The organism is Agrobacterium vitis (assembly GCF_037039395.1).
Lineage (GTDB): Bacteria > Pseudomonadota > Alphaproteobacteria > Rhizobiales > Rhizobiaceae > Allorhizobium > Allorhizobium vitis_E.
Genome location: NZ_CP146242.1, coordinates 2930847 through 2946896, shown reverse-complemented (window position 1 = coordinate 2946896; position 16050 = coordinate 2930847). Strand labels below are relative to the sequence as shown.

At 58.2% G+C, this 16050-nt stretch carries 13 protein-coding genes; 9 read left to right on the top strand and 4 right to left on the bottom strand.

Annotation, left to right across the window (positions count from 1 at the left end; translation table 11 throughout):
* Positions 1-269: 269 nt before the first annotated feature.
* From V6582_RS16120 to V6582_RS16090, 7 genes are all read left to right on the top strand, one after another.
* A complete protein-coding gene (locus tag V6582_RS16120) occupies positions 270-575 on the top strand; it encodes a PAAR domain-containing protein (RefSeq protein ID WP_015916752.1) in 306 nt (101 codons plus the stop codon).
* Between the two features lie 152 nt (positions 576-727).
* Positions 728-1498: a Stf0 family sulfotransferase gene (locus V6582_RS16115; RefSeq protein WP_156630901.1), complete on the top strand. Its 771-nt coding sequence runs from the start codon at positions 728-730 to the stop codon at positions 1496-1498.
* A 221-nt stretch (positions 1499-1719) separates the two neighbouring features.
* Positions 1720-3909, top strand: a complete 2190-nt coding sequence (locus tag V6582_RS16110) for an anthranilate synthase (protein WP_156630900.1) — start codon at positions 1720-1722, stop codon at positions 3907-3909.
* Positions 3906-4412: a GNAT family N-acetyltransferase gene (locus V6582_RS16105; protein WP_156630899.1), complete on the top strand. Its 507-nt coding sequence runs from the start codon at positions 3906-3908 to the stop codon at positions 4410-4412. Before V6582_RS16110 ends, V6582_RS16105 begins: the two co-directional genes overlap by 4 nt.
* Positions 4413-4611: 199 nt before the next feature.
* Positions 4612-5526, top strand: coding sequence for a cation diffusion facilitator family transporter (locus tag V6582_RS16100; RefSeq protein WP_156630898.1), 915 nt, complete (start codon positions 4612-4614; stop codon positions 5524-5526).
* The gene (gene queF, locus V6582_RS16095; protein WP_156546680.1) at positions 5523-5987 is read left to right on the top strand and encodes a preQ(1) synthase; all 465 of its coding nucleotides are present in this window, start codon (positions 5523-5525) and stop codon (positions 5985-5987) included. Before V6582_RS16100 ends, queF begins: the two co-directional genes overlap by 4 nt.
* A 126-nt stretch (positions 5988-6113) precedes the next feature.
* Positions 6114-6557 (top strand): hypothetical protein, encoded by a 444-nt coding sequence (locus tag V6582_RS16090; RefSeq protein ID WP_156630897.1) that lies wholly within the window; start codon positions 6114-6116, stop codon positions 6555-6557.
* Between the two features lie 486 nt (positions 6558-7043).
* Here the strand turns inward: V6582_RS16090 and V6582_RS16085 are convergent, their stop codons facing one another.
* Together V6582_RS16085 and V6582_RS16080 are read right to left on the bottom strand one after the other, a co-directional pair.
* A complete protein-coding gene (locus tag V6582_RS16085; protein ID WP_156630896.1) occupies positions 7044-7871 on the bottom strand; it encodes a DUF2076 domain-containing protein in 828 nt (275 codons plus the stop codon).
* A gap of 156 nt (positions 7872-8027) precedes the next feature.
* Positions 8028-8600: a HupE/UreJ family protein gene (locus tag V6582_RS16080; RefSeq protein ID WP_156630895.1), complete on the bottom strand. Its 573-nt coding sequence runs from the start codon at positions 8598-8600 to the stop codon at positions 8028-8030.
* Positions 8601-8821: 221 nt separating this feature from the next.
* Here V6582_RS16080 and V6582_RS16075 point away from each other — a divergent pair, with 221 nt between their 5' ends.
* Positions 8822-10273, top strand: coding sequence for a protein adenylyltransferase SelO family protein (locus tag V6582_RS16075; protein WP_156630894.1), 1452 nt, complete (start codon positions 8822-8824; stop codon positions 10271-10273).
* Between the two features lie 243 nt (positions 10274-10516).
* Positions 10517-11461, top strand: a complete 945-nt coding sequence (locus tag V6582_RS16070) for an extensin family protein (RefSeq protein WP_156630893.1) — start codon at positions 10517-10519, stop codon at positions 11459-11461.
* Between the two features lie 15 nt (positions 11462-11476).
* Here the strand turns inward: V6582_RS16070 and V6582_RS16065 are convergent, their stop codons facing one another.
* Both V6582_RS16065 and V6582_RS16060 read right to left on the bottom strand, forming a co-directional pair.
* Positions 11477-13663: a TonB-dependent hemoglobin/transferrin/lactoferrin family receptor gene (locus V6582_RS16065; RefSeq protein WP_156630892.1), complete on the bottom strand. Its 2187-nt coding sequence runs from the start codon at positions 13661-13663 to the stop codon at positions 11477-11479.
* A gap of 222 nt (positions 13664-13885) precedes the next feature.
* Complete coding sequence (locus V6582_RS16060; RefSeq protein ID WP_156630891.1) at positions 13886-15553, bottom strand: formate--tetrahydrofolate ligase; 1668 nt, start codon at positions 15551-15553, stop codon at positions 13886-13888.
* Between the last annotated feature and the right edge of the window lie 497 nt (positions 15554-16050).

Sequence of the window (16050 nt, the reverse complement as noted above, 5' to 3'; positions counted from 1 at the left end):
ACCATAAGAAGATGGCATCACTCGTGTCACTTTAATCCTTTTCCGCCTGGTTTTACTGGCAGGCGGTAGGCAGAGGGTTTAATCCACAAAAATTTCCTGATGCGAATTAAATAATTCAATTCAACAAAATACTAAACCACCCATAACTCATACGTACCAAAGTAAATTATCGCATAATACATTGATATTAAAAAATAAATAAAATTTAAATTTGAAAAATTGCAATGTGATTGACTGACGCTACAGTTATAGAACAGGAGGACGTTCAAATGCCCGCCATCACCCGCCTCGGCGATATTGGTTCTGGCCATGCCTGCCATTTCCCGCCGACACCCTCCATCGAGGCCAGCGGTAATGTGTTCATCAACGGTCGCGGAGCGGTCCGCGTCGGGGATGCCTATGGCGCGCATGCCTGTTCGTCCTGCCCGGAACCAAGCCATGGTCGGGCTTTGGCAGCAGGGTCGCCAACGGTCTTCATCAATGGCCAGCCTGCGGGGCGGATTGGCGATGCGATCGATTGCGGCGGGGCGGCTGCCGAAGGATCAGGGGACGTGTTTTTGGATGATGGCGCTTGAGCCGTCCCGCAAGCATGAATTTCTCTAGACGCCCTCAATCACGATTGTTTCACCGTCCGTAATCTCCGGTTTTATTGCCTACGGTCACCGGCCTGTCACACCTCGTTACTATAGGGCTGGGCAAATTCAATGATTGTTTGGCTCAAAAGTCGATGGCGAAATTCCAGGCCTATGTGATCTGCACCTCGCCACGCAGCGGCAGCACTTTGTTGTGCAATATGCTGGCAGCAACCGGAGTGGCGGGTAAGCCGAAATCCTATTTTCATCACGGACCGATTACCGATTGGCTGTCCTATCTCAATCTGGACATCAACCCCTCTTTGCCGGAGAGCGATCTTCTGGCGGCGATCTTTGAAACTGCGGTCGAGAGGGGCCGCGATGGCACGGATCTGTTTGGCCTGCGGCTGCAACGGCACAGTTTCGATCTGTTTGTCGAGAAGCTTGCCGTTCTGTACCCAATGCTGGCCAGCGACCGGCAGCGGATCGAGGCTGCGTTTGGCCCCACGCTGTTCATTCACCTGACACGTCTCGATAAGGTGCAACAGGCCGTTTCCTATGTGAAAGCCCAACAAACTGGATTATGGCATCGCGCACCAGATGGTACGGAGCTGGAACGGCTGTCTGCGCCACGCGATCCAATTTACGACGCCGCCGAAATCCGCGCCCGCTATGACGAGTTCAACCGATATGATCGCGCCTGGCAAAGCTGGTTTGACATGCAAGACATCCAACCCCTGCCAGTCACCTATGAAGCGCTTTGCGCCGACCCCATTGGCAGCCTGAAGGATGTGCTGAAGCAACTGGGATTAAATAGTGAGGCTGCATGCAGCGTCGTGCCCGGCACTGCCAAGCTGGCAGACCGGATCAACCAAAGCTGGGAGACACGGTTTCGCACGGAGCATTTGCGCAGTGATCCCCTATGATTGGGGGGATGAAAATCACTCTTGCGCGGCGTGGCGGACCGGGTTATGAATTCCGCCATGAAGATCGTTTTGTCCATGAATGCTTGGTGGTGGGTTCGCTAACGCGGCCTTGACCAGTCATGTCTAAAGACGATTGACCCAAAGCCGCCCGGATTTCCTGAGGCGGCTTTTTTGTGTTCATGGCCCCTCACTGACGGGCTTTACGATGAGGAAGAAGCGCCATGGCAACCATTATTCGCGATGACAATAGCGATGTCTACCAGACCCGGGGCGGGATTACGGTAACGCGCCAGCGTCGTGCCACACCCTATGCCGATGCAGTCTCCAGCTATGTCGAAAAGCTGGATGAGCGGCGCGGCGCGGTGTTTTCCTCCAACTATGAATATCCGGGCCGTTATACTCGCTGGGATACCGCCATTGTCGATCCGCCGCTGGGTATCTCCAGCTTTGGCCGCGCCGTGTGGATCGAGGCTTATAATGGCCGGGGCGAAGTGCTGCTGTCGCTGATCGCCGAAAAGCTGAAGACCGTGCCGGAACTGGTGCTGGGCGCGCTGACCACGCAGCGGCTGGACCTGACGGTGAAGACCCCCGACCGGGTGTTTACCGAGGAGGAGCGCTCCAAGGCGCCAACGGTATTTACTGTGCTGCGCGCCATTACCGACCTGTTCTATTCGTCTGCCGATAGCAGCATCGGCCTGTTCGGGGCTTTCGGCTATGATCTGGCCTTCCAGTTCGATGCTATCGATCTGAAACTGAAGCGGCCGGACGATCAGCGCGACATGGTTCTGTTCTTGCCCGATGAAATTCTGGTCGTAGACCACTATTCCGCCAAGGCCTGGATCGACCGCTATGATTTCGAAAAGGATGGCGTAACCACGGCTGGCAAGGCCGAGACCATTGCGCCGGAGCCTTTCCGCCATACCGATACCATTCCGCCGCGCGGCGATCACCGGCCCGGCGAATTTGCCGAACTGGTGGTGAAGGCCAAGGAAAGCTTCCGCAAGGGCGACCTGTTCGAAGTGGTTCCCGGGCAGAAATTCATGGAGCGTTGCGACAGCAAGCCCTCGGATATTTCCAAGCGATTGAAGGACATCAACCCGTCGCCCTATTCCTTCTTCATCAATCTCGGCAATCAGGAATATCTGGTCGGCGCTTCACCGGAAATGTTCGTGCGGGTCAACGGACGGCGCATTGAGACCTGCCCGATTTCAGGCACGATCAAGCGCGGCGACGATCCGATTGCCGATAGCGAACAGATCCTCAAGCTGTTGAATTCCAAGAAGGACGAATCCGAACTGACCATGTGTTCGGATGTCGACCGCAACGACAAGAGCCGAGTCTGCGAGCCGGGCTCCGTCAAGGTCATCGGCCGTCGCCAGATCGAAATGTATTCCCGGTTGATCCACACGGTGGACCATATCGAGGGCCGGTTGCGAGACGATATGGATGCTTTCGACGGCTTCCTCTCCCATGCCTGGGCGGTCACCGTCACCGGCGCACCAAAACTCTGGGCGATGCGTTTTGTCGAAGCCCATGAGAAGAGCGCGCGCGCCTGGTATGGCGGCGCGGTCGGCATGGTCGGTTTCAATGGCGATATGAATACCGGGCTGACGCTGCGCACCGTGCGCATCAAAGACGGTATTGCCGAAGTGCGGGCCGGTGCGACGCTGCTCAATGACAGTGATCCGCATGAGGAAGAGGCTGAAACAGAATTGAAGGCATCGGCGATGATTGCTGCAATCCGTGACGCCAAAACCGGCCATAACGCCAAGGCCCAGCGCGGCGTGGCGGCTGTCGGCCATGGCGTGAAAATCCTGCTGGTTGACCATGAGGACTCATTCGTCCACACGCTGGCCAATTACTTCCGCCAGACCGGCGCCACCGTCAGCACGGTGCGTAGCCCGGTGCCGGAAGAGGTGTTTGATCGCCTGAACCCCGATCTCGTCGTCTTGTCGCCCGGACCGGGCTCGCCGTCGGATTTCGATTGCACGGCGACGATCAAGAAAGCGCGTGACCGCAACCTGCCGATCTTCGGCGTCTGCCTTGGTCTCCAGGCGCTGACGGAAGCCTATGGCGGCGTGCTGCGGCAGTTGGATGTGCCAATGCATGGCAAGCCATCGCGCATCCGCGTGCTGGAACCCGGCATCGTGTTTTCCGGGCTGAACAAGGAAGTCACGGTCGGGCGCTACCACTCGATCCATGCCGATCCGGCCAGCTTGCCCAAGGATTTCATCATCACCGCCGAAAGCGAGGATGGGACGATCATGGGCATCGAACATGCCAAGGAGCCGGTTGCCGCCGTGCAGTTCCACCCGGAATCGATCATGACACTCGGCAACGATGCCGGGATGCGGATGATCGAGAATGTCGTGGAAAAACTGGCCAAGCGGGCGAAGGTGAAAGCTGCATGAGTGGCATCATCATTCAGCCGATAGAGGCGAGCAATGTCGAGAGCTTTCATCAGGCTCTCGACGCAGTCGCGCGCGAGCGTCGCTATCTGAGCATGCTGGAAGCGCCGCCACTGGACCGTCTGCGAGATTTCGTGGCTGGCCTTAGGAAAAGCAACAATCCTCAATTCGTGGCGCTTGATGGTGCGCGTGTCGTCGGCTGGTGCGACATTCGCCGTCACGACCGAGAAATCCACGCCCATCGCGGTGTGCTGGGCATGGGCATTATCGATGGTTACCGGGGCGCTGGCCTCGGCAAACGGCTGATCGAAACCACGCTTGCCGCATCATGGACAATCGGCCTGCACCGGGTGGAACTGGATGCTCATGCCGATAACGACCGCGCCATCCGCCTTTACGAAAGCGTCGGCTTTGTCCGCGAAGGGGTTGCCCGCGATGCGGTGCGGATCGATGGGCGGTTTGTCGATGTCATCCATATGGCGATCATTCGTTCAAACACAGCATGATCTTCATTGCACATTAATTAGCAATATCTACTACTTGTTAACGCCGCTTTGGATTATCCATCCTTCGGGTTTGACAGATTAGCAGATATCAAAGATATGAGACCCATCATAAACCGTCCAGCCTTTGCAGGCTTGGGCGGTTTTGCCGTCTTAAGGGCATGAGTTTTGCAACTGGTTCGCAAATGCAGGAGTGGGCGTGATGTCCGAGCATAACCCTATCGTCAAGCGGCTGGCTTTCTGGGGCATTCCGCTGTCTTTCGGCGTGCTGGGCCTGAAGCTTCTGGCCTGGTGGGTCACGGGGTCCGTGGCGCTGCTGTCGGATGGTTTGGAATCCACGGTCAATGTGGTGGCGGCTTTCATAGCCTATTTCGTGATCGGCTATGCCCAGAAGCCTGCCGACCACGACCATCCCTATGGGCATCACAAGGCGGAATATATTTCGGCTGTTATCGAGGGCGTGCTGATTGTCATTGCCGCGCTGCTGATCATGAAGGAGGCGGTGGCCGCCCTTGAAGCGCCAGCCATGCTGGATGCCCCGGCGCTTGGCCTGGCGATCAACTTCGCCGCCGGTGTCGTCAATGCGGTCTGGGCAACGATCCTGATCCGGGTCGGCAAAGCCAACCGGTCCCCTGCCCTGACGGCGGATGGGCAGCATATCATGTCGGATGTGGTGACGTCGGTGGGCGTGCTGATCGGCCTTGTTCTGGTGGTGATCACCGGTTATGCCATTCTCGATCCGCTGCTGGCCATTCTGGTCGCCTGCAACATCATCTATCAGGGTTGGAAAGTGATCAGCCATTCCGTCGATGGCTTGATGGACAAGGCGGTCGAACCAGCGGAAGAAGATGCGATCAAGAAGGCAATTGCCGATCACGCCAGCGGCTCGCTCGGGGTGCATTACCTGCGCACCCGCCGGGCCGGGGCAGCGACCTTTGTTGGTTTCGATCTCGTCGTGCCAGCCGTGATGCCGGTGGGCGAGGCCCATGAGATTTGCGACAGGCTGGAAGCGGCGGTACAAGCCGTGCAGCCGGGCGCGCGGGTGACGATCCATGTGGAGCCGGAAAGCGAAGAGGCCCATGGCGTCCGTGTTAAAGTTGAAGGAGAACATGCATGAGCAAGACCGATGTTTCCGGCCTGTCCCAACTGGGCCGCCAGGTGGATGCGCCGACCAGCCCTGAGGCGGCGGTGCTGGAACGGGTTCCCAATACCAATGCCGGAACCGATTATGTGGTGCGCTTCACCGCGCCGGAATTCACCTCGCTCTGCCCGATGACCGGCCAGCCGGATTTCGCCCATATCGTCATCGATTATATTCCGGGCGACTTCCTGGTGGAATCCAAATCGCTGAAACTGTTCATGACCTCGTTCCGCAACCACGGCTCCTTCCACGAGGATTGCTCGATCTACATCGCCAAGCGGCTCGTGGAACTGCTCGATCCGAAATGGCTACGGATCGGCGCCTATTGGTATCCACGCGGCGGCATACCCATTGATGTATTCTGGCAGACCGGCGAGGTGCCTAAGGGTGTCTGGTTGCCGGATCAGGGCGTGCCGACCTATCGCGGGCGGGGGTGAGTGGAATGGGAAGATTTAGCCTCTTCCCACCTCGAATAGATCGTGTCGAGCCAAAAAAATCTTGTCGTGTCTACGGTGATTTTTTCCGATATCCCTTGTGGGATCTGACACCAGAGTGAGAGGCCTATGCCAAGAAGAAAGCAGTTCAAGGCTATTGGACACGACATTCTTCGGACCTTCGCCAGCCGATATAACGATCTCAACGGTTACTGGGCCTTGGGCCAATATGTCGCTTTCCTCCATGGTCTCGGCAAGCACCACATCGAATTTGATCTGGAGCGCGGGACAGTCGTTCCTGACAATGCCGATTTCACTTTGTCCGTTCTCTATTATCGCGCGGCGATCCATCGCATGATGGCGGCGAATACTATGCCCCGAACGTGGTTGGCTGGCGCGACCATCCGGGTTTCTATCAGTGGTTCAACCACAGCTTCGTGTGAAATTGAAATCGTCTCGGATCTCGGTAAAACCTACCGCAGCAACTATAGCGTGACGGCGCGGCCTCACGATCCGGATAGAGAGCGCCGACGGATAGATATGTTCGGACCGTCGAACCAAATGGGGCGCTAGAGCATTTCCGGGAGAAGTGGAAACCGGTTTTGCCAATTGGAATTGGGTAAAACAAAAAGCCAGAGCGTTAATGCGAGTCCATGATGCAGGCCACGACGCTGTCGTTTGCATCCGTGGCTTACCCCCCTCTGTCCTGCCGGACATCTCCCCCTCACGGAGGGAGATCAGATAGACTTTGCCCCGCATTTTATCGGATATCGTCGTGACTTCCGACATTTTGAACGGCAAATGTGAAGCTACACGCTCATTCCGAGCCGATCTCCCCCCTTGGAGGGGGAGATGCCTGGCAAGGCAGAGGGGGGGTAAGCGGCACATAAAAACGTTTGCGTCGTGTACTGTGCTTCTGTGAAAGCAGACATTCTCTAGCATTCACCGGAGAAAAGCGGACCCGGTTTCACCTTCCGGTCAAATGCTCTGTTCAGTTTGGTTTCGAGCCGACACGTTAAGCCGCGCGTAATGACGCGCGGCGCCTGATGACCGCTTGGGTCACGCGTTCATGCTGTCATCGCCGCCGAAATCACTGTCGTCGAAGCTGCTATTGTCATAGCTGTCATTGTCAGTGTCCAGGCTGGCCTGCTGGAAGCCGCTGTCATCACGTTGAGCGAGCGTATCGTCGCGGCCATTCTCGGTGATGTTATAGGTATTGTTGTTGATGATGGTTTCCTCGACCGGTGTCTGGGCCATTCCCCCCATGCCGCCAGCGCCCAGCATATTGCCGAAGCCGCCGCCGTGGCTAGAGAAGATGTCACGCACCGCATCAGCCACCAGCACGCCACCAGCAACGCCCGCCGCCGTGGTCAGGGCACCACGCAGAAAGCCGCCGCCGGCTGGAGCTGCTGCTGGTTGTTGCCCCGGTTGCTGCCATTGGCCGCCTGAAGGCACGCCGCCCCATGGGCCGGATTGTGGCGGGGCGCTGCGGCTGTAATCGTCATAGCCACGGTTCTGCGCTGGTGCCGCACCCCAAGGCCCTGCATTGCGGGATGGAGCAGGCGCTTGGCTGCCACCCCCGAAAATCGAGCTTATCCCGCCGAGAAAGCCACCGCCTTGTTGCGGAGCTGGCGGTTGGGCCTGACCGCGGGACAATTCGTCCTGCAAATGGGCGATCTGGTCTTCGAGATCGCGGATCTTGGCGGTCGCTGCCTCCAGGCCTTTTTCCTGAATAATCACCGCCTGGGCCAGATAATAGGTGGCATAGGGCTGGCTGCGCAATTCGCCTTCGATCAGGCTTTCCGCCTCGCGGTCGCGCGGCGTTGAAGACGCCTGGCGCACGCGGTCAAACAATTGGGTCAGTAACTGGCGCTCTTCCGGTGACATGGATCTTATCTCCGATGACATGACTGACCATGATCTAGGGTGGCAATCATGGCTGTTCCAAGCCCTTGTGAATTACAAATATGTAACCTGTTCTGTTCCACGACTAAAAACGGCGGGATTTCTCCCGCCGTTGCTGGTTTTACCTTGATTGGACTATCAGCCCAGCATCAGGGCCGCGCCACCGAGAGCCGTGGCCACGCCGAGCAGCCGGGTAATGCGCGGGCCGAAGCGGTTGAGGCCGACGCCAAGGCCAATACCGACCGCATGCAGCGCAGCGGTAGCGATCAGGAAGCCGAGGCCGAATTCCAACGCACCGGCGCCAGCCAGTTCGGTGCCATGCGCATAGCCATGGAACAGCGCGAAAAGAGCAACGACGGCGGAAGCGCCGGCAGCAGGCATGCGCACGGCGGTCGCCACCAGCAGACCGAGACCCATGACGGACGCCAGGATGGCTGGTTCAACGAAGGGGAGATGCACGCCTGAAAGCGCCAGAAGAAAGCCGATGGCCATGGTGCCGACAAAAGCGGCGGGCACGGCATAGAGCGCCTTGCCACCCTGCTGGGACGCCCAGAGACCGACGGCAACCATCGCCAAGATATGATCAGGTCCGGTCAGGGGATGGGAAATCCCGGCCAGAACCGAGCCGTGTTCGGCGGGGTTGAGATGGGCGAAGGCCGGAGCGGCGGCGCTTGCGAAAATGGCAGCGGTGAATGAAAAGCGTTTGAACATCAACAGTCCCTCTTTTTGGTCAACCTGGCGTCCGGGATTCGGTCCCGCCGGTTTCCTCTTTATGTCAGCGGCGACTGTAACGTAAGCAATTTTCAATTGTCCATGCGCAATTTGCCGGAGATGCGGCTTCGTCACAGGTCTTGCCTTGCACTCCCATGTCGCTGCGCCACATATACCTCATGAAACGTTGCCCGAAGAGATCGAAATGTTGAGAGATCGAAATGTTTGCCTTTGACAATAGCTACGCCCGTCTGCCGGAGCCGTTTCACGCTGCCGTTCTGCCGCAACCCGTGGCGCAGCCGAAGCTGATCCGGTTCAACCACGCGCTTGCGCAGGAACTGGGCCTGCAAATCGAAGGCCAGAGCGATGCGGCCATGGCGGAGATCTTTTCAGGTAACCGTATCGTTCAGGGCGCCAGCCCGCTGGCCATGGCCTATGCCGGGCATCAATTCGGCAATTTCGTACCGCAACTGGGCGATGGCCGCGCCATTCTGCTCGGCGAGGTGCTGGATCGCCATGGGCGACGGCGCGATATCCAGCTGAAAGGCGCAGGCCCCACCCCCTTTTCCCGCAATGGCGATGGGCGTGCGGCGCTAGGTCCTGTGATCCGCGAATATATCGTCTCGGAAGCCATGCATGCGCTCGGCCTTCCCACCACCCGCGCGCTGGCCGCCGTTGCAACCGGCCAGCCGGTCAGACGCGAAGTGGCGCTGCCCGGCGCTGTACTGACACGGGTAGCCGCCAGCCATATTCGGGTCGGTACCTTCCAGTTCTTTGCTGCCCGACAGGATAATGACAGCCTGAAGGCACTGGCCGATCACGTCATCGACCGGCATTATCCCATCCTCAAAGACACCGACAACCGCTATCTGGCGCTGCTGAACGCCATTGCCGACCGGCAGGCGGCGCTGATTGCTCGCTGGCTATCGATCGGCTTCATCCATGGGGTGATGAATACCGACAATGTTGCGGTATCAGGCGAAACCATCGATTTTGGCCCCTGCGCCTTTCTGGATGAGTATAATCCGAAAAAGGTGTTTTCCTCCATCGACCAGCGCGGCCGCTATGCCTATGCCAACCAGCCCGGCATTGGCCAATGGAACATGGCGCGGCTGGCCGAATGCCTGCTGCCGCTGTTTGACGGCGATGAAGACAAGACCGTGGAAGACGCCAATGCGGCGCTGGCCCGCTTTGGCGACGTGTTCCAGACCTATTGGCTCGCCGCCTTCCGCGCCAAGCTGGGCGTGACCGGTACTGATGAGGCCGATCTGGCGCTGATCAACGATTTCCTTGGCTTGATGGAGACCCATGAGGCTGATTTCACCCTGACCTTCCGCCAGCTCGGCAGGATTGCCGGAGGCGGTGTGGCACAGGATCTCATGCCCGAAACCGACGCGCTGATCGCCTGGCTGATCCGCTGGCGCGCAAGGCTTGGCACGGATCGCCCGGCAGAGATGATCCAAGCCGAAATGCAAACCATCAACCCTGCGCTCATCCCCCGCAACCACCGCATCGAAGAGGCAATCTCGGCTGCGGTCTATGACGATTATTCGTTCTTTGAACGGCTAACGCAGGCGCTGGAACGGCCCTTCGAAGAAACGCAGGACACCGCAGATCTCAGAGTGCCGCCGAAAGCGGAAGAGAGAGTAGCAAAGACATTTTGCGGAACGTGACACTTTCATGCTGTAGCCAAACCTTTATGCGAGGCACGCCATCGTCCACTACGTGCCGTGCGCCATATATGTCGCACGGCGCTGTAGCTCTTTATATCTGCTGCATAATTTCTCTTTAAACCGATTCCGGTTTAAAGAATTATGCAGTAGCAATCAACCATATGCAGCATCAGGTTCAAGGCACTGAAACCAATCGCAGACTCAAACGTTCCCTCTTGCGACACACCTTGGGGGAACGACGTAATGAGATGCAAAGCGCTGCTGCTGGCCGTGAGCCTGATATGCCTGAGCGGTGCATCACTCCCTCCAAAAGACGCCCTCCCCGAGCAGGGCCCTATTCCCGATAGCAAGCCGAGAACCGCAACCGACACGCCAGATGCGTTCTCCGGTGTTAAAGGCCCCGACACAAAAGCTGATGTCGGCAAGCCCGGCGATACATCGGCCCCGGTTCCGGCACCGCAAACTGTTCCCGTGCCGACGCCCTCACCCGCCGCGCCAATCCCTGTCCCGGCCCCTGCCCCGACCTCACCTGCTCCACCCACATCAGCAGAGCCGACACCGGCCCCAACACCAGCTCCAGCCCCCGCACCGCCTCCACCGCCGCCCATCATGACGGAGGACCCGCAAGCCTATGGACAATGCCTCACGGACCTGAAGGCGGCGGGCGCGCAATTTACCGAACGGCCCCGGATCGATGACGGCGATGGTTGTGGCATCGACAAGCCGCTGGAGGTGACGGAAATCCTTCCGGGCGTCAACCTGAAGCCCAAGGCGACGCTGCGCTGCGCGGCGGCTCTGGAACTGTCGGAATGGGTGCGCACTCTGGTTATTCCCGCCGCCGATCAGGCGCTGCCCGACAAGGGTCGGCTTACGGTTGTAGACCAGGCCTCCTCCTATATCTGCCGCAACCGCAATAGCCGCAGCGAAGGCAAGATGTCCGAACATGCCAAGGGCAATGCGCTGGATATAGCCGGCTTCGAGTTTGAAAACGGCGATGTGCCAATGAAGATCGTGCCAGACAGCGAACCAACCCTGCCCGGCGCTTTCCAGCGCACCATCAACTCCTCGGCCTGCCTGTATTTCACCACGGTGCTGGCGCCAGGGGCCGATGAGACACATAAGGACCATATGCATCTCGACCTGATCAAACGCCGCAACGATTACCGCGTCTGTCAGGAGCCGAATTGACTGAAACCGGATCTCTCAGAACTTCTGAGAGATGGCGATTTTGAAATAACGACCGGCCTCGGAATAAAGCGCATTGGCATTGGAGACATCCTTCACCTCAAGCGCGTCGTAATATTGCTTGTCGAACAGATTGTAGACACCGGCCTGAAGGCGCAGGCCCTTGGTCTGTTCCGGTTCCCACCATCCGGTCAGGTTGACGACACCGTATCCCGCCGGCTTGGTGGAGGCACTGGATTTGTCGGAGACCGCTGCGGCAGCCACCAGGCTGACATCCGTGCCCCAGGTCTCCCGCTCATAGCCAACGCCGACAATGGCTTTCAGCGGCGCCACTGTGCTCAGCAATTCGTCGGTGTCGAGATCCGTGCCGCGTGCATAGAACATCGAGCCGTGCAGGTTGATGCCGTTGGCGAAGGTCTTGTGGCCCTCGATCTCGACGCCGCTGATACGGACATTGGCGCGGTTGATATATTCATAAGTACCAAGCGCATAGCCGGTGGTGCGAATGATATCCGAGGTATCGATGAAATTCTTGTAGCGGGTGGTAAACGCGCTGATCCGCCCGCCGAAATCCTCATTGCCGAGATTGGCGCCGACATCGAAGCCCCAGCTGGTTTCCGGCTTCAGATCGGGATTGCCGATCGAGCGATAGAGCGGCGCATTGTCGTAATCGACATAGAGCTGATAGGCATTGGGCGACTTGAAGGCCGTGGAGAACTGGGCATACAGCTCGGCATCCGGTGTTGCCTGCCAGGCGGCGCGCAGCTTGGGCGAAAGGTGGGCGCCGTCCTGCCCCTCGGGCATGGTTCCCTCATAGCTGGCGGTATCCTGCGGATCTTCCTTGTACCAGTCGAGGCGCAGGCCGGGCGTCAGCGAGACGGGGCTGTCGCCCAGCGAAATCTTGTCCTCGACAAAGGCGCCGAGCTTGTAGGAATTCACGTCAGGCGAATAGGCCTGGTTGGTATGGTAATAGGCGCAGCCTGAAACGTAGGTAACCGAGCAGGTGTCCTGGCCGGCCAGATAATAGCTGCTCTGGGTGAAGCGGATGTCAGCGCCGAAGGTCAGCTTGTGGTTCAGCGCGCCGGTGCTGAAATTGGAATTGGCATAGCTGTTCAACCCGATGTCGCGCTGCTCGCTTTCCATCAACCGTTCGTAAATGCCGATTGGAGCCGTCAGCCGGTAACTGGATGTGCCTTCCACGCGGGTGGCGCGCTGCCAGTAAAGGGTAGCGAAGGCGCTGTCGATCCAGCTATCGGCAGAGGTGCTGTCATAGACATAATCGAGCGAAACCCGGTCGCGGCCCTTGTCCTGAATATAATCGTAATCGCCAGCGCGATAGGTCGTGCCGTAGCTGGCATTGGACTTGTAATCCTTCTTGGAATTATAGTCGTAATGCTCTGCCGTCAGGCCGATCGTATGCCCGCCTTCCAGCTCCTGGCGGATCTTGAACAGGAAATTGCGGTCGTTATAGCTCATCGGATCGGCTTCGGTCCGGGTGGAACGAGTCCCACCGACATCACCACTCGTCTCGGTCTCATGGCCGTATTTGTAGGAAGACTGGAACAGCACCGAGGTATTGCCGAATTTCTTGGCAATGGCCCCGGAGGCGGTCAGCGACCGGTCCGAGCCGTCATAGCCGAGCTTGACGATGCCGCCAAAGCTCTTGCCGTCGCCAATCAGGTCCTCTGGCTCATAGGTATGCAGGAGAAGCGCGCCGCCGAGCGCGCCGGAACCGGCCCGGCTGGAATCGGCGCTGTGCAACACATCGACCGATGACAGCGAGGTGAAGTCATAGGTATCGGCCCCGCCGCCGTAGCTATAAACGCTGTCGAAGAAATAAGGCACCGGAATGCCGTCAATCGTGGTCAGCACCCGGTCGGCCTCCAGGCCGCGAATGTTGACGCTCTTGGAATTCTTCACATAGGTCACGCTCGGCTCGACCGTATTGCCGAGGTCATCGATATCGTCGATCTGCTTCTTCTGCAATTGCTCGGCCGAGGTATGGGTCGCCACAGGCGTGTCTTCCACGGAACCCTTTACAACCTTCCGGCCCTTGACGGTAATGGTCGAAAGTTCGGTCTGGCTGTTAGAGCCACCGTTTTCCGCCGTTTTTGTCGCTTCCTGCGCAATGACAGGCACGGTCGCATAGAAGGAGCAAAGTGCCGTGCAGGCAAGCAGAACAGGCCGAATTCCCCGAAAAGACATGGTGCAAACTTTCAATACGGCGCACGAAACCCCCTCGGCTGCAGGGCAGTGCAGCCGGTTTCGCACGCAATTGGTCGTCCCCGAAACAAAGCGCGACAGACATGCGCGCCTTAATTCGGACACTTATTAAACATGATTTTTTATGTCAAGATTAAAAACATGATTAAATAAATCATGTTATATTTTACACTTTAATGATGTAAAGCAATGAAGCACTATTCTTTAAAACAGGCCTTCAACCAGTCCTTCGTCATTGAGCCGGATGGTTTCGGCTGCCGGCTTTCTCGGCAGGCCGGGCATGGTCATGATATCGCCGGTGATGGCCACCACGAAACCGGCACCGGCCGATAGCCGCACGTCGCGCACATGCACTTCGTGGCCATCGGGAGCGCCGAGCAGCGAGGGGTCGGTGGAGAAAGAATACTGGGTCTTAGCGATGCACACCGGCAGGTGGCCATAGCCCATGGCCTCAAACTGGGCGAGTTGGTCGATGACAGCACGCTCCGCAGTGACACTCCCTGCGCGGTAAATCCGCTTGGCCACCGTCTCGATCTTGGCAAACAGCGGCATATCGTCGGGATAAAGCGGCTGAAAATCGGCAATGCCGCTATCGGCCATGGCTGCGACTTTGCCCGCCAGTTCCTCGATACCCGCCCCGCCTTCGGCCCAATGACGGCAAAGAATGGCCTCCACGCCCAGTCCATTGGCGTAGTCCTGCAAGGCTGCGATTTCCGCTGGCGTGTCGGACAGGAAATGGTTGATGGCGACGATAACAGGCACGCCAAAGCCCCGGACATTTTCCACATGCCGCCCGAGATTGACAGCACCCCGGACCAGGGCGGCCACATCCTCGCGGCCAAGTTCCGTTTTAGGAACACCGCCATTCATCTTCAGCGCCCGCACCGTGGCGACGATGACAGCGGCTGCCGGGCGAAGACCGGCCTTGCGGCATTTGATATCGAAAAATTTTTCAGCCCCAAGATCCGCGCCAAAGCCCGCTTCCGTCACCACGTAATCGGCAAGTTTCAGGGCCGCTCTCGTCGCCACCACTGAATTGCAGCCGTGGGCGATATTGGCAAACGGGCCGCCATGCACCAGCGCCGGATTGTTTTCCAGCGTCTGCACCAGATTGGGCTGCATCGCCTCCTTCAACAGCACCGTCATGGCATGATGGGCATGGATGTCGCGGGCATGCACGGGCGTCTTGTCACGCCGGTAGCCGATGACGATCTGGCCCAGCCGCGTTTCCAGATCGGCCAGATCGCGGGCCAGACAGAGGATAGCCATCACTTCGGACGCAACCGTGATATCGAAGCCGGTTTCGCGCGGAAAGCCGTTGCGCACCCCGCCCAGCGCGCCGACCATCTCCCGCAGCGCCCGATCGTTCATATCCACCACCCGCCGCCAGGCGATGCGCCGGGTGTCGAGATCCTGCTCATTGCCCCAGTAGATGTGGTTATCGATCATCGCCGCCAGCAGGTTATGCGCGGAGGTGATGGCGTGGAAATCGCCGGTGAAATGCAGGTTGATATCTTCCATCGGCACGACCTGTGCCCGCCCGCCACCGGCAGCGCCACCTTTGACCCCGAAACAAGGGCCAAGCGACGGCTCGCGCACGCAGACCATGGCCTTGGCGCCGATGCGGTTCAGCCCGTCAACCAGACCGACCGTGGTCGTGGTTTTGCCCTCGCCCGCCGGTGTCGGATTGATTGCCGTCACCAGGATGAGCTTGCCATCCTTGCGATCCGCCAGCGAGTGCAGGAAGGAAGCGCTGATCTTTGCCTTGTCATGGCCATAGGGCTGCAAATCACCGGGGCTGATTCCCAGACGCTCGCCAATCTGCGTGATCGGGAGCTTTGATGCTGCCCGTGCAATTTCAATATCCGACATCAGCCTCTTAACCCTGTCTCTAAACCGTTTCCGGCACTTTTCTTTCAGCCAGCTCGCGCTACCGCGCCGTGCGTTTCATAAAACGCACAAAGGACGCTGTAACACTTTAAATTTGCTGCATAATTTCCCCCTTAAATCCACGGGGATTTAAGGATTATGCAGTAGCCGCGCGTCTATCCTTTACATCAAGTCTTCAAGACGCTCACGCATCCTTGCCGCGAATGCATTGAAAATATCGCATAGGCAATACGATAGGCCATCTTCTGTTGCGCATCGTCTTACCGCATAATTCAGCGCACCCGGTAGAGCGCGATGCAAAAATTCTCCTGCCTGCGGAAAACCTCGGGAAACCATGAAACGGCCCACCCCGGACGGGGTCATTGCCATGGGCAAAAGAACAGCCTAAATCCCTATAAGATCCCTGCATGACGCATCCCGTTTCGGGGTAGAATTCTACGGAGGAGCAATCACGCAGGCGTTGACCGCCGCGAGCTCAA

What these genes read in the sequence shown, in the direction of transcription:
- V6582_RS16120 (WP_015916752.1), top strand. Translation starts at nt 270, where the DNA reads ATGCCCGCCATCACCCGCCTCGGCGATATTGGTTCTGGCCATGCCTGC.
- V6582_RS16115 (WP_156630901.1), top strand. Translation starts at nt 728, where the DNA reads ATGGCGAAATTCCAGGCCTATGTGATCTGCACCTCGCCACGCAGCGGC.
- V6582_RS16110 (WP_156630900.1), top strand. Translation starts at nt 1,720, where the DNA reads ATGGCAACCATTATTCGCGATGACAATAGCGATGTCTACCAGACCCGG.
- V6582_RS16105 (WP_156630899.1), top strand. Translation starts at nt 3,906, where the DNA reads ATGAGTGGCATCATCATTCAGCCGATAGAGGCGAGCAATGTCGAGAGC.
- V6582_RS16100 (WP_156630898.1), top strand. Translation starts at nt 4,612, where the DNA reads ATGTCCGAGCATAACCCTATCGTCAAGCGGCTGGCTTTCTGGGGCATT.
- queF (WP_156546680.1), top strand. Translation starts at nt 5,523, where the DNA reads ATGAGCAAGACCGATGTTTCCGGCCTGTCCCAACTGGGCCGCCAGGTG.
- V6582_RS16090 (WP_156630897.1), top strand. Translation starts at nt 6,114, where the DNA reads ATGCCAAGAAGAAAGCAGTTCAAGGCTATTGGACACGACATTCTTCGG.
- V6582_RS16085 (WP_156630896.1), bottom strand. Translation starts at nt 7,871, where the DNA reads ATGTCACCGGAAGAGCGCCAGTTACTGACCCAATTGTTTGACCGCGTG.
- V6582_RS16080 (WP_156630895.1), bottom strand. Translation starts at nt 8,600, where the DNA reads ATGTTCAAACGCTTTTCATTCACCGCTGCCATTTTCGCAAGCGCCGCC.
- V6582_RS16075 (WP_156630894.1), top strand. Translation starts at nt 8,822, where the DNA reads ATGTTTGCCTTTGACAATAGCTACGCCCGTCTGCCGGAGCCGTTTCAC.
- V6582_RS16070 (WP_156630893.1), top strand. Translation starts at nt 10,517, where the DNA reads ATGAGATGCAAAGCGCTGCTGCTGGCCGTGAGCCTGATATGCCTGAGC.
- V6582_RS16065 (WP_156630892.1), bottom strand. Translation starts at nt 13,663, where the DNA reads ATGTCTTTTCGGGGAATTCGGCCTGTTCTGCTTGCCTGCACGGCACTT.
- V6582_RS16060 (WP_156630891.1), bottom strand. Translation starts at nt 15,553, where the DNA reads ATGTCGGATATTGAAATTGCACGGGCAGCATCAAAGCTCCCGATCACG.